This window comes from Acidobacteriota bacterium, from assembly GCA_016715115.1.
In the GTDB taxonomy this organism is placed as follows: Bacteria; Acidobacteriota; Blastocatellia; order Pyrinomonadales; family Pyrinomonadaceae; genus JAFDVJ01.
Map to the genome: position 1 here is coordinate 1,400,788 of JADKBM010000016.1, position 18,334 is coordinate 1,419,121.

The 18,334-nt window shown below is 55.3% G+C and carries 14 protein-coding genes; 8 read left to right on the forward strand and 6 right to left on the reverse strand.

The features are described 5' to 3' along the window. Positions 1–3: 3 nt before the first annotated feature. Entirely contained in the window at positions 4–1,632 is a 1,629-nt protein-coding gene (locus tag IPN69_24015; protein ID MBK8813776.1) for an NAD(P)-binding protein, read from the reverse strand. A gap of 170 nt (positions 1,633–1,802) precedes the next feature. On the opposite strand from IPN69_24015, the gene IPN69_24020 reads away from it, so the two are divergent. Then, positions 1,803–4,064: an alpha/beta hydrolase gene (locus IPN69_24020; protein ID MBK8813777.1), complete on the forward strand. Its 2,262-nt coding sequence runs from the start codon at positions 1,803–1,805 to the stop codon at positions 4,062–4,064. Positions 4,065–4,174: 110 nt separating this feature from the next. Here IPN69_24020 and IPN69_24025 read toward each other — a convergent pair whose 3' ends face one another. The 3 genes from IPN69_24025 to IPN69_24035 all read right to left on the reverse strand — a co-directional run bounded on the left by IPN69_24025 (position 4,175) and on the right by IPN69_24035 (position 7,196). Continuing rightward, positions 4,175–6,067 (reverse strand): VCBS repeat-containing protein, encoded by a 1,893-nt coding sequence (locus tag IPN69_24025; GenBank protein ID MBK8813778.1) that lies wholly within the window; start codon positions 6,065–6,067, stop codon positions 4,175–4,177. A gap of 335 nt (positions 6,068–6,402) precedes the next feature. Continuing rightward, positions 6,403–6,912: a hypothetical protein gene (locus IPN69_24030; protein MBK8813779.1), complete on the reverse strand. Its 510-nt coding sequence runs from the start codon at positions 6,910–6,912 to the stop codon at positions 6,403–6,405. Between the two features lie 35 nt (positions 6,913–6,947). Next, complete coding sequence (locus IPN69_24035) at positions 6,948–7,196, reverse strand: hypothetical protein (protein ID MBK8813780.1); 249 nt, start codon at positions 7,194–7,196, stop codon at positions 6,948–6,950. 157 nt (positions 7,197–7,353) lie between these two features. On the opposite strand from IPN69_24035, the gene IPN69_24040 reads away from it, so the two are divergent. Further along, positions 7,354–9,504, forward strand: a complete 2,151-nt coding sequence (locus IPN69_24040; GenBank protein ID MBK8813781.1) for a winged helix-turn-helix domain-containing protein — start codon at positions 7,354–7,356, stop codon at positions 9,502–9,504. A gap of 86 nt (positions 9,505–9,590) precedes the next feature. Next, positions 9,591–10,913, forward strand: a complete 1,323-nt coding sequence (gene trmFO, locus IPN69_24045; protein ID MBK8813782.1) for a methylenetetrahydrofolate--tRNA-(uracil(54)-C(5))-methyltransferase (FADH(2)-oxidizing) TrmFO — start codon at positions 9,591–9,593, stop codon at positions 10,911–10,913. Positions 10,914–11,071: 158 nt separating this feature from the next. Here trmFO and IPN69_24050 read toward each other — a convergent pair whose 3' ends face one another. After that, a complete protein-coding gene (locus tag IPN69_24050) occupies positions 11,072–11,446 on the reverse strand; it encodes a hypothetical protein (GenBank protein MBK8813783.1) in 375 nt (124 codons plus the stop codon). A gap of 51 nt (positions 11,447–11,497) precedes the next feature. On the opposite strand from IPN69_24050, the gene IPN69_24055 reads away from it, so the two are divergent. From IPN69_24055 to IPN69_24075, 5 genes are all read left to right on the forward strand, one after another. Then, positions 11,498–12,229: a sulfite exporter TauE/SafE family protein gene (locus tag IPN69_24055; GenBank protein ID MBK8813784.1), complete on the forward strand. Its 732-nt coding sequence runs from the start codon at positions 11,498–11,500 to the stop codon at positions 12,227–12,229. 9 nt (positions 12,230–12,238) lie between these two features. Then, complete coding sequence (locus IPN69_24060) at positions 12,239–12,694, forward strand: hypothetical protein (protein MBK8813785.1); 456 nt, start codon at positions 12,239–12,241, stop codon at positions 12,692–12,694. Positions 12,695–12,746: 52 nt separating this feature from the next. After that, positions 12,747–13,811 (forward strand): VWA domain-containing protein, encoded by a 1,065-nt coding sequence (locus IPN69_24065; GenBank protein ID MBK8813786.1) that lies wholly within the window; start codon positions 12,747–12,749, stop codon positions 13,809–13,811. Positions 13,812–14,080: 269 nt separating this feature from the next. Further along, complete coding sequence (locus IPN69_24070) at positions 14,081–15,001, forward strand: tyrosine recombinase XerC (GenBank protein ID MBK8813787.1); 921 nt, start codon at positions 14,081–14,083, stop codon at positions 14,999–15,001. Positions 15,002–15,180: 179 nt separating this feature from the next. Continuing rightward, positions 15,181–17,442 (forward strand): S9 family peptidase, encoded by a 2,262-nt coding sequence (locus IPN69_24075; GenBank protein MBK8813788.1) that lies wholly within the window; start codon positions 15,181–15,183, stop codon positions 17,440–17,442. 623 nt (positions 17,443–18,065) lie between these two features. On the opposite strand, the gene IPN69_24080 is transcribed toward IPN69_24075, so the two are convergent. After that, positions 18,066–18,272, reverse strand: coding sequence for a hypothetical protein (locus tag IPN69_24080; protein ID MBK8813789.1), 207 nt, complete (start codon positions 18,270–18,272; stop codon positions 18,066–18,068). Positions 18,273–18,334 lie beyond the last annotated feature (62 nt).

Genomic DNA, 18,334 nt, shown 5'->3' on the forward strand with positions numbered 1-18,334 from the left:
CGCTCACTGCTCCGCGATCATTTCGATCGCGTGACACGGACATTGTTCGAAACACGTGCCGCAGCCTGTGCAGAGGTTGTAGTTAAACTTGTATCTCTTGCCTTTCCCGAGTTTGATGATGGCGTCTTCGGGACAGGCGCCGAAACAACCGTCGCACTCGAAACAGTTTCCGCACGACAAACAACGCTGCGCTTCGTAACGCGCTTCGTCGGCCGTGTAACCGGTAACGATCTCTTCGAATCCGCTCGCCGCGACTTCAGGTTCGAGATGCGTTTGCGGTTTCGCAGGGGCCGTCGTTCGGTACCAAACGTGCAGCCGGTCGATCTGGACCAACGGATTGTTCGGCGCTTTTTCGAACGCCGTTCCGTTGAGCCAAGCGTCGATGTTGCGCGCCGCCTTCTTGCCGTGACCGGTCGCGATCGTCACCGTCCGTTCGCTCGGAACCATATCGCCGCCGGCGAAAATGCCGTCCGCGCCGGTCATCATATTCGGGTCGACGACGACCGTGCCGTCTTCTTTGAACTCAATGCCCGGAATTCCCTTCAGAAAATCCGTCTCAGTATCCTGGCCGAGCGCGAGGATCAACGAATCGGCCTCGAGCGTTTCGAACTCGCCGGTCGGAACCGGGCGGCCATCGACGATGTTCATCTTTTCGACCGTTACCGATGTCGATTCAAGGTTTTTGATCGTTCGCAGCCAATGGATCTTGATGCCTTCGCTCAAAGCCTCGTCGGCCTCGAAATCGTGCGCCGGCATATGCTCGCGGTCCCGGCGATAGATGATCAGGGCCTCTTCTGCACCGAGCCGCTTGGCGGTTCGTGCCGCGTCCATCGCCGTGTTGCCGCCGCCGTAGATCGCGACGCGCCGGCCGATATGCGGCTGAAGGCCGAGTTCGACGTCCTTGAGAAACGAGACCGCGTCGAGGATCTTGCCCGCGTCACGCGCCGGGATCGTGGTTTTCTTTCCGATATGCGCGCCGATCGCAATGAAGACCGCGTCGAATCCGCCTTCGTTCTTCTCCGCGAGAACGTCCGTAACTTTGTAGTTGAGCCTGAATTCGACACCCAGTTCTTCGATCCGCTTGATCTCCGCCTGCAAAACGTTGCGCGGCAGACGATACGCCGGAATCCCGAAGTTCATCATTCCGCCCGCGATCGGACCCGCCTCGTAAACGCTCACCGAATGTCCGAGTCGCGCAAGATGATATGCGGCCGAAAGCCCGCTCGGACCGGCGCCGATCACGAGGATGCGCTTGTTCGTCAACCGTTGCGGCTTGGCAAAATTCCAACCTTCCGCGATCGCCAGATCGCCGAGAAACCGTTCGACCGCGTGGATGCTCACCGAACTGTCGAGTTCACCGCGATTGCACGACGTTTCGCACGGATGATAGCAAACGCGTCCGTGAACGGCCGGCATCGGATTTTCCTCCGTCAACCGTTTCCAGGCTTCGAAATACTCGCCCGCCTGCGCGTGATTCAGCCACGATTGAATATTCTCACCGGCCGGGCAAGCGTTGTTGCACGGCGGAAAGAAATCAACGTAAACGGGCTTCTTTGTGCGCGTCGGACCGGTTCCGGTTCCGTGTTGTTGAAGATCTGTCTGGGTGGTCAGGTCTGTTTTCAGAAAAGTCATCTCTATCGTACCAACCTATTGATTTTTCAGTTTACGCGAAACGATTTCCCAATACTGTGACAAGTGTCACCGAATCCGGGATTGATTTGGGAGCAAGCAGCGAGCAAAAAAGCGGCGCTGATACCTTTCCCGCTTCGATTGCGCGTTAGCATTCGAGGAGAGAGGTTCATATGCGATCCAGATCATTCAAAAAGGCAGTTTCGTTGGTCATTTTACTATCCGTTTTCGTTACCGGCATTCACGCCCAAAGCCGGCGGCCCGGTTTGAGCTCGAAGTCCGCCTGTTCGGGCGCGTGGACCGGCAACGTAACGTATTCGCGGCGGCAAACGATGTCCGACCACAAGGTTACCCAACGCGTCAGCAACCGCGGGAAGGACACGCGCGACTGGGAGATGAAGTACGACTACAAGGCGTCGGTCGCCGTTCTCGAATCGCCCGAAAAGGACGGTTCCAACATCGGAAAGGCGCGGATCGAGCACAGTTTCACGACGACGGAAACCGTGTTGGCGCAGGAAGAAAACTCGTGCGACCGCGGAAAGTCGTTCCAGGTGATGACCGGCAATTTCGTCAGCAAAAGCGTGGCCACCGGAAATGCGTCCAATGTCGAGGCATCCATAGGCGTCGGCGTCAACTCCGACGGCACGTACTCCGTCAGCGTCGGATTGCCGCAGATTCGGGGAATGGTCTCGGGTTCCGAAACTTCTCAGTTCGCCGGCCAATGCCAGCCGAAGGAGGGCAAGAACGTCACGATGCCGAGCACGGCGACGAACATCGACGGGAATTCGATGACGACCGACGGTTCGCACCGCATCAATCCCTCCGATCCGAATCGAATTTCCGGAAGCTGGTCGCAAACCAATCTCGGCGTTACCGAAACGATCAGCTGGACTCTCGAGAAATGCGGCGCTCCGCTGCGGATCTCGGATCTGCAGTTCGAGGATATGAAGTTCCCGAACTGGAACGACTGGCAGGAGATAGTGGAACAACGGGGCACGATCGACGGCAATCTGGTGAAGATCAAGGCAAAGATTCTCAATACGTCCGGTGAAACGAAGTTTGCGGACCTGCGTCTGAAGGAAACGTACAAGGGTGACAAATGGGACGGCGCGAGGCCTGATGCGCCGCTGCAGGACCAAGTGCTCTCGGTGCGGGTCGACGCGAACAGCGAAGAGACTGTCGAGATGGTATGGGATTCTTCCGGCTATGCTTGGTTCGACGACGGACGTCCGCGACTGCTGCAGCGCATCAAGGCCGAACTCGAGGAAAACGACAAGAAGATCGACGAGCTGACGAAGAATCTCAAGATCGCGCCGAAACCGGTCGTCCTGGTTCACGGGCTTTGGAGCAACTGGAAGGCGTGGGAATCGTGGCAGAACATACTCACCACGGTCCATTCATACGACTGGAAGGCGTTTCCGGTCGGTGAAAAATCCGAAAAAGGCGTGATGAATACCGGAAAGGAGTTTATGTCGTCAGAGCAGACTGCGTCGATCGGGGACAATGCGCGTCAACTCGAGAGTTATGTCCGATACGCTCAGGAAGACCGAAACGCCTGGCACGTCGATATCGTCGCGCATTCGATGGGCGGACTCATCTCGCGTTACTACATCAGCCAGATAATGGAGGCAAATTCCCCGGACGGACGTCCGAAGGTCTCGCATCTGATCATGCTCGGGACTCCGAATATGGGATCACCGTGCGCGGATGTGATGGATATCGCGTTCGGGATGGTCGGAAAATCGGTTGAGGCCGTTCGTCAACTTACGCCCGGCTATGTGAGCGGATTCAACCGTATCAACACACAGCGCAAAGGCGTGAAGTTCTCCGCGTTGGCCGGGAATCCGCTGCCGACGATGTGCAAAGAGATCGTCGCCAACGACGGCGTCGTTTCGGTTCCGTCGGCAAAATGGATCGTGAAAGACACGGCCGAATCGGGAAATATCCACACCGATCTGACCGGCACTTCCGATTTCTCGTCGTTCGTCAAACCGCGTCTCGCGATCGGACCGAAAGGCAATCACGATCCGGAAATCCCAACGACAAGTTCAAGAATGCAGAATTCGGAAGCCGGTCTTGTGAATGTTGCGTATCGTCCCGACACCTTAGCGAACGTAATCACATCGTCCGATATCGATTTCGCAAGAGCGGTCAAGATCGCGCCGAAACAGTCGGTTGAGATCGAAATCCCGGTCGCCGAAGCGATGAACTTCGGTTTGACGTTTATGGCGGTGCCCGACGTATCCGCATCGCTGATCGACGACAAAAGCACCGTCGTCGGCAAGAATCTCGCGAAGACGCCGGAAGCATCCGGCTGGTTCCGGTCGATATTCTTCGATCGGCCGACATCCACCGGAACCTGGAAACTGCGCCTCGAAAATACTTCGGAATTCAGCGCAGAGATAGTTCTGGCAACTTGGAAGAGGAGTTTATGAAGCGATCAAGCTGTTGGCCGAGCGATCCAGTGAGCATTTTCAGGCTCACTGGATCGCTTGACGAAACCGGCTTTCCAATGGCTTGGCAGCGCCAGACGTGATTGAGGCGACTATGGAACATACGCACTCGGCGTCGGAAAATCGCCGGCGCTGCCGAATTGTTGGATTGAAACGCCGGCCTGCGATTGATTCAGATACCACGTCGCGTTCGACGATCGAAAAACCGCCGGATCGAACTTGCCGTCGCCATCGTAATCGCCGGGTGCCGGAAAATCACCACTGACTCCGAACGGCACAGAGTAGAATGAAAAATCTTCACTCCGCCGGATGAACCATTGACCGGTTGAAGGCCGCCAAACAGCTAAATCAGAGATCGAATCGCCGGTGTAATCTCCGGGGACCGGCCGGTCGTTGCTGTTGCCGAAAGTCCAGACTTGCGTGAACCCGAATCTGCTCGTTCGGAGCCACCATTGGCCTGTCGACGGCCGAAAGATCGCAACGTCGGTTTTGCCGTCGCCGTCGTAATCCGCAGGCACGGGCTTATCACCGGCCGCGCCATAGCCCAGTATTACCGTTTCGCCAGACGATTGCTGGATGTACCAAGTGTTGTTTGATGGCCGGAAAACAGCCGCGTCCGTAAAGGTATCGCCGTCGTAATCCGCCGGGACGGGAATATCGCCATTCGCGCCGAACGGAAACGAATAGAAACTAAAATCCTCTGACCTTAGAATAAACCACTCGCCGGTCGATGGGCGCCAGAACGCGAAATCGTAAACACCGTCGGCAGTGTAGTCACCAGGCACGATCCGATCGGTCGAAAGACCGAATTGCGCCGCGAAGTTTCCGCCGTTCGAGGATTTCAGAACCCACCATTCACCTACATTTGAGCGATAGATCGAACGGTCAGTGCGGTTGTCGCCGTCGTAATCAAACGGCGCCTTTCGCGACGCGGTCGTGATGTCAAGAGCAAACCGGCGCAACGTTCCGAGGTCAAGTGCCAGGTTGTCGGAAACATTTAATACCCAGTTTCCCTGCGGATCTTCTCCGTCAAATCTCGAAAGCGCATTGTTCGCTTCGGGCATGTAATTGCCAGAAACAAAAAAGCCGGTAGTGCCGGTGATTGTCGACAAGGCCGGAAAATTGCCTTCATCATCAATCAAGGTCGAGCAAATGTTCTCGCGTGTACCGCCACGCCGCTCCATAAACGCCACTGTCGGGAAACCATCCGGCGCGGTCAGGCGAAAGGTCAAATCTCCGACGAAAGTGTGCGTCACCGCTGCATTGGTGTTTGCCGGTGACGCGTCGCAAACGCCCGGCCCCGTATTGAATCTAAAGTTAACATCCGAGATTCTTCCGGCGATAGAGACATTCAAAAACGCGTTGACGCCGTTCGAATCATTATCGGGAATCGGACGCGGCGAACCGGTGTAATTTGTCGTCGTCGTGCAGAAATCCAGTTGATACGGCTCTGCCGCCGTCGAATTGTTGACAGTATTGTAAACGACCAGCGCGACGGAAGAATTTCCCGGCACGACGACGTTGAAAGTCGTCGGCTGTATCAAAGCGAATGCGCCCGTGCCGGTTCCGGCATCGCCGCGAAATTTTGCCGAATTGGTAATATCGGCTGCCTCGAAAGGTGCTTGAAAGACCGAAACCTGCAAATCCGCGCCTGAAATAGAGGGGTTTGTCTTGGTGAGCCTGACCGGAACGCAAATCGGAAAGATCGTCGGATTCTTCAGGTAGTGAATGTTGTACCGATAGCTTCCCGCATTGCCGTTGAATGGATTTGGCGGCGTCACTCCCGAACAAGTCGACGTTGGCGAGCCGGGTCGGTTTACGACATTCGTCAAGGTCCCTGTCGCCCCGGCCGGCGGGGCGGTTCCGACCGTTCCACGCAATGTGCATACTTGCGGCAGCACTTGCGCAGTAACGGCGTTGCAAAATGCCGCGAGGAATACCATCGTCAGCAATAAAAACAACCTACTTGAGATTCTTCCTTTCATTTTTGTCTCCTCATCAACTTGGAATGTCCTGAGCGTTGATCAAATTGCCCCATACGCAAAGGAACTTGGCGGAAAGAGCATTACCCGGAACACCTTTTCATTGGTCAAAGACCGGAACCCGAAGCCAGCGAGTGTATTTCTCCGGGGTAACCTTTTCCGGAAAATCCACGGCAAGTCGGTTCAACGCCATTAACGAATCCGATGGCGTTTTGAAAAGCGGATTGTTCGTGTTGGTGGATCGCGCCAAGAGACTGCCGTCCCGCCAATAGCCCAATGGCCCGATTTCCGTCCGAATCCTGTAATGTCCCGCGATGTTTTGGGCAAAGGCTACGCCTTTATTTGTCCACTTTTCGCCAAATGCCCTTGTAGACATTCACGCTGGCACCGGGGGTGGCGATCATCGTCCCGGCAAAAACCGTAACAGCGGAACAGAGTGGTAGTTCGCCGCCTATTTCTCCAAGGGCGACGATCGACAATCCAATGCCCTTGCCTCCGTCCTGGATTCTTGAAGCACCCATCGTGATTAAATGTCCGCCACCCGTCAGATCGCTGAAATTTAACTTGCCAAAACCGGAAGGGCCTTTGTAAAGCGGTCCGCCCCAGGTTTCATATCCTTCATCGGAGTATGAAAAGCCCGCCGGCAAACCGATCGATAGTCCTGCGCCAAGTCCGCCGAATTCAAGCCACTGCTGGCTGCTGTCCGAACTGTCTCTGACGGATATTCCTCCGACGGTTCCGGATGCGGGTCCGCCGCTCACCTCCGCACATCTGCTCGAATCGAGATAGAGCGTTGATTTTTGGCTTTTCACGACTTCGATTAATGCTAAAATAATGTCGATCGTCATTGCGTTCTCCCTAAGTCAAATCTCATATTCCAGTTTCACTCAAACTGCCCCGCGCAAATCAGCAATTGGCCGTCGCGAGAATCGACGCTGTGAAGGCTGCCGGATTCCGTCAATTGAAAAACGGTGCGTTCGGACCGTTCCGACCGGACCGCAACCTGCGCGACCGTCAAATGCTCCGTCTCCTTGCCGCAAGTTTCACAAAAACCACGGAACCCGACGCGTCTTCCGAAGACGGTCTTTTCGTATCTTTCCAATCTGATGGTCGTTCGCTGGGTTAACTTCATAAAGAAAAATTCTTTCCGAGTTAGCGTGATTCTGTTAATATCCGAAGAGTCACAGATCGTCGTTTGGTAAAACTGCCGTGCCTCCAACACTGGCAGTTGAGGTTGATAAAAGTCCTAAATTTGCCGATAAATTCTTCTAAATTCTTCTAAATTCGCGATGAATGATTTGCCCGACAATCAGATTTCCTTTGCCGAATTTGAGGTTGACCTCTCGCGGAGGACTTTGTCGCGCGACCGCGACGTGGTCACGCTGCCGGCGAAGGCGTTTGATCTTCTGGTGTATTTGTTGGAAAACAATGGCCGAGTCCTTTCAAAGGACGAGATCCTCAACAGTGTTTGGGAAGGAAGGATCGTCGAGGAAGCGAATCTCGCGGTGCAGATTTCGAACGTTCGCAAGGCACTCGGCGAGAACAAAGCCGCGCCGCGGTTTTTGGTGACGGTGCCGGGCAAAGGCTATCGTTTTTCGGCGGAAACGAATGAGAGTCTTTTTGTTGTCGAACGACATTCGGTTTCCGAACTGACGGTCGAACACGAAGAGGAAATCGTTCTACGGCGACATAATTTTCAACTGAATTCGTTTGTATACAAGCTGTTCGTCGCCGTCGTTTGTGCTATTGCAGCCGTTGCGACTGGCTTCTACCTGAGCCCGAAAACTGATTCGATTGGCCCAAAACATAAGACGCTGACCAAGTTGACGACGACCGGAAAGGTTTCCGCGGCATCGCTTACGCCCGACGGGAATTTCGCGGTCGTTGCGCAAAAGGAAGATGGAGGCGAAAGCCTGTGGTTACTACAGCTCGAAACCGGAAGCCAGACGCGTATTCTGGCACCGCGACCCCATGAGTTTGTCGGCCTGACGATTTCGGCGGATAGCCGTTTCGTTTATGCGTCCGTTTTTACAAACAATGAGATCGATCCCGTAGTCTTGAGAATCCCGCTGATCGGCGGAGTTCCGCAACCGATTAAGGACCTTGCCACGGGTTCATCGGTCAGCATTTCACCCGACGGTAAACGACTTGCTTTCACGACATCTAACAGCTCCCAAAACGAGACCTTAATGGGCGTTTCTGACACTGATGGCGGCAACCAGCGTTTTCTGATGCGGGCCGGGAATGATACGCGTTATCTCTCGATGTTTAAGACGAGCCCCGTTGCGTGGTCACCTGACGGCTCCGAAATAGCGCTGGCCGTTAACGATAAAACCGGCGCTAATCCAGGTAGTACGATTTTGCTCGTCGACCCAGAAACCGGTATGGAACGGTATTTAACCGATAGGCGTTGGAAGGAAATTGATTATTTGGTTTGGCTCGATTCCGATCGTCTAGCCTTTATCGGAACTGACGAAACCGGACATCCGTCTCAGATCTGGCTGTTTTCGCGGCAAACCGGTGAAGCAAAGTCTTTGACGAATGACCTGCAAAAGTATAGCTGGCTCGCGGCGACCAACGGAAAACTGGTTTCGGTTCAGCTCAGCGCGTCGACGAGTGCCAGAGTCGCCGACTTTAACCAGGAGGATTTCTCGATTCGAATTAGTGAGATTTCTACCGCTTCCGAATATCTCGAAGATATCGACTGGGACAAGGACGGGCAAATTGTCTACGTTTCGCGGAGCAGCGGCGAGGGCGAATTATGGCGAATGAAGCCGGACGGCTCGAACCGTACGCAGTTGACCAATAATGTGAATGCGGGGTTGGGCTTATCGGTCTCAAATGCGGACGGTGGTTTCGTTTTTGCCTCAAAACGAGAGAGTGGGCGGGGAATCTGGAGAACCGATGCGGATGGCCTCAACCTTCGGCAACTCAGTCAGGGCGGCGACCACTCACCCGATGTTTCAAACGATGGAACTGTGGTTTTTCACCGCGGACTTGGTTACTCTGAAGGAGTTTTTCTTATTAGCAGCAATGGCGGCGAAGCGCGGCTGCTTCGCGAAAAATGCTATTTTCCAACTATTTCGCCGGACGGGTCACAAGTGGCCTGTTATTTTATGGACCAAGAAGTCAATCGCAAATGGCGGATCGCGCTTGTCTCGACCGGGACCGGCAAACTCATTCGCAAACTCGATCCGCCCGTGCCAATCTACGAACGCCAACTTCGTTTCCACGCGTCAGGAAAATTTCTTACCCAGATTTTTTCCGCCGGCGAGAATCTAAAATTGCTGATCTTACCCATTGATGGAGGCCCTCCGAAAATCATAGACGGATTGGGAAAAGGAGTCTCCAATTTGCCTGAATGGTCGCCTGACGGACGGCAGTTTATTTATCCGCTCATTAATGAATCACAGGACGCCGTTTTGCTGACAGACTTTTGACTCAGGACGATCGTCAATGCCGCGACTCCGCAGCCTGATTTCTTCATCAGCAGCCTCGGTTATGCTAAGGTTGAATTTCTAAATTTATGAAGTTCATCAATGTCATCGGCGGCGGACTTGCCGGGGTCGAAGCGGCGTGGCAGGCGGCGAAACACGGCGCGCGCGTCAGGCTTTTCGAAATGCGTCCGGTGATGCAAACGCCCGCGCATCGCACCGATCAGCTTGCCGAAATAGTCTGTTCGAATTCTCTCAAATCCGACGAACGCGGTTCCGCGCCGTATCTTTTGAAAGAAGAATTGCGGCGCGGCAACTCACTCGTGTTGGAAGTCGCCGAAGCGACAAAAGTCCCGGCGGGCGCGGCGCTCGCGGTCGACCGCGGAAAATTCGCGGAAATGATCACCGAGCGGATCACTTCGAATCCGAACATCGAGATCGTCCGCGAGGAAGTGAAGACGATCCCGTCCGACGGAATTTCGATCATCGCGACGGGCCCGCTTACGAGCGACGCGCTGACTTTCGAGATCATGAAACTTACGGGCGACGATCAGCTCTATTTCTACGACGCGATCGCACCGATCGTCGCCGCCGATTCGATCGATATGACGATCGCATTCAAGGCTGCGCGCTACGGGAAGGGCGGCGACGATTACGTCAACTGTCCGATGGACCGCGATCAGTACGAGCGTTTCTACAACGAGTTGATCGAGGCGAAATCGGTCCCGCTCAAGCGATTCGAGGACACACACTGGTTCGAATCCTGTCTGCCGATCGAAGAGATCGCGCGCCGCGGTATCGATACCTTGCGGTTCGGACCGATGAAACCGAAAGGACTGCCCTTGCCGTCGACCGGCCGCGAACCGTATGCCGCGGTCCAGCTCCGCCAGGAAAACCTGATGGCCGACGCCTACAGTCTGGTCGGATTTCAAAATCACCTCAAGTACGGCGAGCAAAAGCGTGTCCTGCAGCTGATTCCCGGACTCGAGAACGCCGAGTTTCTTCAATACGGGCAGATCCATCGCAACACGTTCATCAATTCGCCGCAGGTGTTGATCGAAACGCTTCAGACGCGCAAGAATCCGAATCTCTTTTTCGCCGGCCAGATCACCGGCGTCGAGGGCTACGTCGAATCGGTCGGGACCGGTTGGCTCGCAGGGTTGAACGCGGCGCGGATAATGAATGGCGCCGAGCCCGTCACCGCTCCGCGAACGTCTGCGATCGGCGCGCTCTGCCGGTATGTTTCGAACGTCGAGACGAAGAACTTCCAGCCGGTGAACATCACGTTCGGACTGCTCGAACCGCTGCCGGTCGAGTTGCGCAAGAAACACCGAAACAAACGCGAGCGGCATATGATCCAAGTCGAACTCGCGCTCGAAGACTGGGACAGGTGGATTTTGGATTTTGGATTTTAGATATTCTGGAATTTGGAATCTGGAATCGGGAGCTTTGAAAACCCCACGGGTTCTTTGTACTCGGGGCCGCGTCGAGTCGGTACCATCTGCGGTAGCGGATGGTTGAAGATAGGTTGGTATCAATTCTTCGGTCCGGGAGTGCCGCGACGAACCATCAGCTACCGCAGATGGTACCGACTCGACGCGATCGCAACGCGATTCGGGATTCCCGGTCTGGAACCCTTGGAATTCTGGAATCTTGAATTCGGATCTGGAATCTGGAATCTTGGAATCTCGAACCTTAACCTTGGAATCTGGAATCCTGGAATCCTTGGAATCCTGGAATCCTTGGAATCCTGGAATCCTTGGAATCCTGGAATCCTTGGAATCCTGGAATCCTGGAATCCTTGGAATCCTGGAATCCTTGGAATCCTGGAATCCTTGGAATTTGGAATCCGGAATCTGGAATCCGGAATTTGGCAGAGACTTCGTTCGGAGTAGCGGATAATTGATAGATGAGAGCTGATAGTTTTGATCGAACTATCAGCTTTCATCTATAGACTGCCAACTATTCCGAATCATCCAATACGAAATCCATAAACAATATGGAACTCAACGAAATTCTGATCGTCGGTGCCCTCTTCGTTGTGGCGCTGCTCTATTCATCCGTAGGACACGGCGGGGCGTCCGGGTATCTCGCGGTTATGGCCCTGTTTTCCGTCGCTTCGACGGTAACGCGCCCGGCGGCGCTGATTTTGAATGTCTTCGTCGCGTCGATCGCGTTCGTTCAGTTTTACCTGGTAAAGAGCTTTGACTGGCGCATCTTTTTGCCGTTCGCCGCCGCGTCCGTTCCGATGGCGTATATCGGCGGACGCGTCCAGCTTGCCGAACCGGTTTACAAGCTCGTACTCGGCGTATGCCTGATCATCGCGGCTGTACGCTTGTCCATCAAGTTGGCTTCCGAGAGCGATCCGAAGCCTCCGCCCGTCTGGGTCGCGCTGATCATCGGCGCCGCGCTCGGATTTGTTTCAGGACTGGTCGGAGTCGGCGGAGGCATTTTCCTGACGCCGATCCTGCTTCTGATGAACTGGTCCGACACCAAGACCGCCGCCGGCATCTCCGCTTTGTTCATCGTCGTCAACTCCGCATCGGCGCTCGCAGGCGGCGCGCGCGAATTATCGCAACTTTCCGGTGCTGTTTACGTCTGGATAATTGCGGCGGTGATCGGTGGTATAATCGGCTCCACGCTCGGCAGTCGCCGGTTCGATTCATTGACGATGCGTCGCGCTCTTGCTGCCGTCCTTGTCGTCGCCGGAGTAAAGCTGTTCTTTGTTTAGGAGTAAGTTATGAACAACGAAGTAAATCAGGATCGCGAACATCTGAAGATCCTCTCGATCTGTCATTACGTCTTTGCCGGACTATGCATCTTTCCGTTTCTTTACGGTTTCATCTATACCTTTATGGGTGTCTTTGTCGGCGCGATGATCGCCGCCGACACCCGTCACAACGATGGTCCGCCGGCGGCGCTTTTCGGCGGCATTTTTGTTCTCGTCGGACTCTCGATATCGGCGGTCGCTTTGGCGATCGGGATCGCCGCCATCAAATCCGGACGAAATATGTCGAAGTTGAACGGGCGTATGTTCTCGTTCGTCTTCGCGTGCTTCCTCTGTTTGTTTATGCCGATCGGGACGATTCTCGGCGTTTTCTCGATCATCGTTCTGTCGCGGGAATCGGTGAAACGATTGTTCGACGGCGGGGGCGGCTTTCAGCAATACGGCAGCGTCCCGCCGAACTGGAAGTAAACTCCGGAACGGCGATAAACTAATTTGGACTGGCGGGCATCGAACTGCCGTTATGACCGGAAGATTCATTCTCACGATTGTGTTTGCGATGTGCACGCTGCCGGCGACCGCGCAGAGCGGCCGTGTGAAACCGGCCGAAACTCCGACACCGGGCCCGACCCCGAAACGTGTCGGAGTTTACACCCCGACGGAAACGACGATCCCGACCGTTACGCCGACTCCGACCCCGACTCCGCAAACAAATGACGATCCCGACACGATCCGCGTCAACGCCGGACTGGTCCCGATCCCGGTCTCTGTCTTTGACGCCCGCGGACGTGCGATCCTCGATCTGAAACTTGATGACTTTTTTTTGAAGATCAACGGAAAGGACGCCGAGATCGGCGAAGTTTCGCGCGCCGAAACACCGGTCCGCCTTGCCTTGTTGTTCGACAATTCTTCGAGCGTGACGATCGCCCGCGAGTTCGAAAAAAAGGCCGCGATTCGATTCTTCCGGCGAGTGATCAGGCCGGAAAAGGATCTCGTTGCGCTCTTTAGCGTCTCGACGATCTCCAGGCTTGAACAACCGCTGACGACCGACGTCGGATCGCTGATCTCGGCGATCGAGGGATTTGCCGAACCGGAAGGCGCGACATCTCTTCTCGACGGCATCATCGACGCTTCAAAGTACCTTGGCGAGGTTAGCGGCCGGCGCATCATCGTCATCGTCTCCGACGGCGACGATACGATCAGCGACGCGACGTTCGAGGAGACGATCAAAGCGCTGCAGATCGCGAACGTACAGGTTTACGTTGTCAAAACGACGGATTTTGAAAACTCAAAGCGGACCGGCGAGCGCCGCGGCAGCGCCAACCTGCGGCAACTCGCGGCCGAGCGCCGGATGCAGGAACTTGCGAAACAGACCGGCGGGGCGGTTTGGTCGCCGCTCGATGAGGACGAACTCGATCTCGCTTTCGATCAGGTCTCGGGCGAACTCTCGCAGCAGTATGTTCTCAGTTATTATCCCGACCCTGAACCCGAGAAACGCGGCGAATTTCGCTCGATCGAGGTTTCCGTCAGAAACCGGCCCGCAACGACGGTCAGGACGAGAAGGGGATATTATGTTCCGAAGCGATGATCAAGGATTTTCGATTTTCGATTTTCGATTTTGGAATTTTGGATTTGGACTTGCCGCCTACCATCTACCGCCGTCTACCGTCTACCGCCTACCGTCTACCATCTACCGCCGTCTACCGTCTACCATCTACCGCCGCTTACCGTCTACCGTCTACCGTCTACCGCCATCTACCGTCTACCGTCTACCGTCTACCGCCTACCGTCTACCGTCTACCGCCGTCTACCGTCTACCGTTTGACAATTGACGATTAACAATCAAACATTTACGAAATGACGCTCGGAACTTATCTTCAGCAATTTCTTCAGCACCTGCGCTACGAACGAAACGTGAGCGAACACACGCTGCGGAATTATTCGAGCGATCTGGAGCAGTTTCGAGACTATCTGTCGTCAAAGTCCAAGATTTCCGATATTCCGCTCAAGGACATAGATCATCTGACGATCCGCGAGTGGATGGCGTCGCTTCACGGCGACAACAAAAAGAAGACGTCGATCGCGCGCAAACTCGCCTCGCTCCGGACTTTTTTTCAGTTTCTGATCCGCGAGGGCGTGCAGGAGAACAATCCGGCGAAACTCGTCGCGACGCCGCGGATCGAGCGTAAACTGCCGACTCATCTGTCGATGGAAGACGCCGTCCGATTCATCGAAACGCCGGATCTGAACACCGATCTCGGCCGCCGCGACCGCGCCATCCTCGAGTTTCTTTACGCGACCGGGATGCGCGTCGGCGAACTGGTTAATCTGAATCTGCGCGACATCGATTTTCGTGAAAAGCTGGTTCGCGTCACCGGCAAACGCAAGAAGCAGCGCATTTTGCCGTTCGGCGAGCCGTCGCTTCAGGCGGTGATGTTTTACCTGACCGAAACGCGTCCGACATTTTTGAATAACTGTCCGCCGACGGAACGCGACGAACACGCGGTCTTTTTGAACTATCAGGGAACGCGTATCACGACGCGATCGGTCGGACGGATGGTCGACAAATACATCAAGCTTTGCGCCGAGATCAATCGCGGAATTTCGCCGCACAGTCTGCGTCACAGTTTCGCTACGCACCTGCTCGATTCGGGCGCCGATCTCAGAGATATTCAGGAACTGCTCGGCCACGCGCGTCTGTCGACGACCCAGATCTACACGCAGGTTTCGATGGAAAAACTGATCGAGGTTTACGATCGGGCGCATCCAAAAGCGTGACTGGAGCGCAGACTGGAGCGCAAGCGTCCCCGCTTGCAAACGGCGCATGGCGCCGTAATGGACGCGGGAATTGAAGTTGTTTATTGCCCAAGGGCCTGTTCGCGCTTTGCGCTCAGGCGGGCAGGGATGCCCGCGCTCCGGTCCGCGCTCCGGTCCGCGCTTCCGTCGAACTAAAAATTATGAAAAAAATCAATCTTCTTCTAATCGCAATAATCGTCTTCGCGTCGTTCGCAAACGCGCAGGACCGGATGCTTTCGATCGACGACATTTTCGATCCGGAAAAGCGTGTGCCGTTTTCGGGCCGTCCGATACAGATCCGCGGCTGGTCGAAGGACGGCGCGTCGTATCTTCAGTTCGTGGGCGGCCAGATGCTGCGCGTCAACCCGGCGACGGGGCAGACTTCGCCGCTTTACGATTCGAAAAAACTCGTCTCGATCCTGACGCAGACGCCGGGATTCACGCTCGACGAAGCCAACAAGATCGGCCAGGCGCTCCCGCAGTTCAACAAGGACGAGACGGCGATCCTGATCAATCACAACAACGATCTTTGGATCTATGACATCGTCGCCGGAACCGTCAAAAAGATCACCGACACTTCGGTCGAGGAAGAACTCGAAGGCGATTTCTCGCCCGACGGCAAAATGGTCTCGTTCGTTCGCGGGATGAACCTGTACGTCGTGACGCTCGCGACGGGCAAGTCGAATCAACTGACGCGCGACGGCGACGAGAAGATCCTCAACGGCTATCTTGACTGGGTCTACGAAGAGGAACTCTACGGACGCGGCAACAAGCGCGGCTACTGGTGGTCGCCCGATTCGACGAAGATCGCGTTCCTTCGCACCGACGAATCGACGGTCCCGAAATTCGTTCTGGTTGACGACACCGAAACCGATCAGCGGGTCGAGAACACCGACTATCCGCAAGCGGGCGATCCGAATCCGCTGGTCACGCTGGGAATTGCGGACGTCACCAAAACGAGCATCATTCCGAACATCGGCCGACTTCCGAAAGTCGGCGCGAAGATCCCGCGACCGATGGTCCGGTTCGGCGACGTCGCGAAGTTCGTCGATCTCAAGAAATACGATCCGAAGAACTTTCTGATCTCGCGCGTCGCCTGGTCGCCGGACTCGCGGGCCGTGGTCTTTCAGGCGCAAGACCGCGAACAGACGTTTCTCGATCTGAACTCGGCCGACGCCAACGGCAAGGTGACGACGCTCTTCACGGAACGCACGAGGGCGTGGGTCGAAGCGATCGACAATCCTGAGTTTTTGAGCAACGGCACTGCCGTCTGGCAGTCCGAACGAAACGGCTTCAAACATCTTTATCATTACGATTCGAACGGCAAACTGATCCGCCAGATCACCGACGGGCGTTGGGAGATCTCGTCATTTTACGGCGTCGACGAGAAGAACGGATTCGCGTATTTCTCGGCGATCGGCGAGGGCAACGACTGGATCAACACGCATATTTACCGCGCCAAACTCGATGGATCGGGAATGACGCGTTTGACCAACACGCCGGGCACGCACCGCGCGAGTTTTAACCCGACGTTCACGCATTTCGTCGACGTCTGGAGCGATGTCAACACGCCGCCGCAAACCAGTCTCTACCGCGCCGACGGGACGCTTGAGAAGGTGCTCGACGAAAACAAGGTTCCGGTCCTCGGAGCCTACAAGCTCGGCAAACCGGAGTTTCTCAAGGTCAAAACGCGCGACGGATTCGAGATGGAAGCGATGCGCATTCTGCCGCCCGATTTCGATCCGAACAAGAAGTATCCGGTCTTCGCTTACACGTATTCGGGACCGCACGCGCCGCAGGTCCGAAACCAGTGGGGCGGAAACCGTTTGATGTGGCACCAGATGCTGGCGCAAAAGGGTTACATCATTTGGGTCTGCGACAACCGCACGGGGAGCGGCAAGGGCGTCGAATCGACGTGGCCGGTTTACAGATCGATGGGCCAGACGGAGACGATGGATCTCGACGACGGATTTTCATTTTTGAAATCACTGCCATACGTCGACGGCGAGCGGCTCGGAATGTGGGGCTGGAGCTACGGCGGCTATATGACGAGTTATTTTATGACCCGCACGAAGACGCTGAAGCTGGGCATCGCCGGCGGATTGGTCGGAGATTGGGCGCTCTATGATTCGATCTATACCGAACGCTATATGCGGACGCCGCAGAACAATCCGGACGGTTACGCCAAGGGTTCGGTCATCGCCAACGCCAAGGATCTGAACGGCAAACTTCTGATCATTCACGGCGCGATCGACGACAACGTTCATATGCAGAATGCGACCAAACTGATATTCGAGCTTCAGAAAGCCGGCAAGCAGTTTGAATTTATGAAATATCCGACCCAACGCCACGGCGTCGTCAATCCGAGACAGGCCAAGCATATGTATCAGATGATGACGAACTTCGTTGAGAAGAACCTTTAGAGTGCAGAGCGGAATCAGTGCAAAGTGCAGAGTGCAAAGTGCATAGTTCGAAAGCGCGACTAAGCACTTTGCACTTTGCACTCTGCACTGTAAAAGCAACCATTCAATTCTCTCGCCTCATCACACTTTGCAAGTTCAAGCGGGTTAATTTGGTCCTTCGGAAATCGGAGTTAATCAATGAGCGTGAAATATCTCCTCGCAGTCGGATTGTCCTTGATTCCTGGCCGGAACGGCCAACGCGCAGACAATTAAGATCAACGAATCGACTATTGCCGCCGTAACCGAGACCGGCCGGATGACCGTCACTCTTCCGGTCGAAAGCGGCGCGGCGGGCGACGCCCGGGTAAGGTTGAACTGCTGGATTCAACGGATAAGATTCTCGACCAAACGAATTCAGGCTCACAAACTAAAAAGCGGAACCAACAAGATCGAAGCCGCTCTCCGGATCGACGCCGACGCCACCGTCAACCAGCTGATCTGGCAGCGGATACGCTACTCGATCTCCCGGGGCGGAACGTCGCTCGATGGCATCGTCTCGGTCTCCGAGATCATCCCGGAACTTTTTACGCTCCGGCTCGCGAACATCGAGGAGATCCACGCCGGCGCACGGTTTCCGGTTCGCATCAATTCCCTATCATCCGATCACCAAAAAGGCGGTCGGCGATGTCGATGTCACTGCCGAGCTGGAGATCGAACTGGAAACCGACAAGGAAGACGACACACTCGTTCTCAAGGGCGAAGGCCGCACCGATGCCGAACGGCTTTGCGGAAATCGTTTTCCTGATTCCCGATTCGATCCGTTTCGACAGCGAGTATTCCGGCACCGACATCGATGTCACCGGCCAAAAGAACGGGCTGAAGGATACGGGCGACACGGAGTCCGAATGCCCGC

Coding starts and splice junctions, on each gene's coding strand:
- IPN69_24015 (MBK8813776.1), bottom strand. CDS start 1,632: ATGACTTTTCTGAAAACAGACCTGACCACCCAGACAGATCTTCAACAA.
- IPN69_24020 (MBK8813777.1), top strand. CDS start 1,803: ATGCGATCCAGATCATTCAAAAAGGCAGTTTCGTTGGTCATTTTACTA.
- IPN69_24025 (MBK8813778.1), bottom strand. CDS start 6,067: ATGAAAGGAAGAATCTCAAGTAGGTTGTTTTTATTGCTGACGATGGTA.
- IPN69_24030 (MBK8813779.1), bottom strand. CDS start 6,912: ATGACGATCGACATTATTTTAGCATTAATCGAAGTCGTGAAAAGCCAA.
- IPN69_24035 (MBK8813780.1), bottom strand. CDS start 7,196: ATGAAGTTAACCCAGCGAACGACCATCAGATTGGAAAGATACGAAAAG.
- IPN69_24040 (MBK8813781.1), top strand. CDS start 7,354: ATGAATGATTTGCCCGACAATCAGATTTCCTTTGCCGAATTTGAGGTT.
- trmFO (MBK8813782.1), top strand. CDS start 9,591: ATGAAGTTCATCAATGTCATCGGCGGCGGACTTGCCGGGGTCGAAGCG.
- IPN69_24050 (MBK8813783.1), bottom strand. CDS start 11,446: ATGAAAGCTGATAGTTCGATCAAAACTATCAGCTCTCATCTATCAATT.
- IPN69_24055 (MBK8813784.1), top strand. CDS start 11,498: ATGGAACTCAACGAAATTCTGATCGTCGGTGCCCTCTTCGTTGTGGCG.
- IPN69_24060 (MBK8813785.1), top strand. CDS start 12,239: ATGAACAACGAAGTAAATCAGGATCGCGAACATCTGAAGATCCTCTCG.
- IPN69_24065 (MBK8813786.1), top strand. CDS start 12,747: ATGACCGGAAGATTCATTCTCACGATTGTGTTTGCGATGTGCACGCTG.
- IPN69_24070 (MBK8813787.1), top strand. CDS start 14,081: ATGACGCTCGGAACTTATCTTCAGCAATTTCTTCAGCACCTGCGCTAC.
- IPN69_24075 (MBK8813788.1), top strand. CDS start 15,181: ATGAAAAAAATCAATCTTCTTCTAATCGCAATAATCGTCTTCGCGTCG.
- IPN69_24080 (MBK8813789.1), bottom strand. CDS start 18,272: ATGTCGGTGCCGGAATACTCGCTGTCGAAACGGATCGAATCGGGAATC.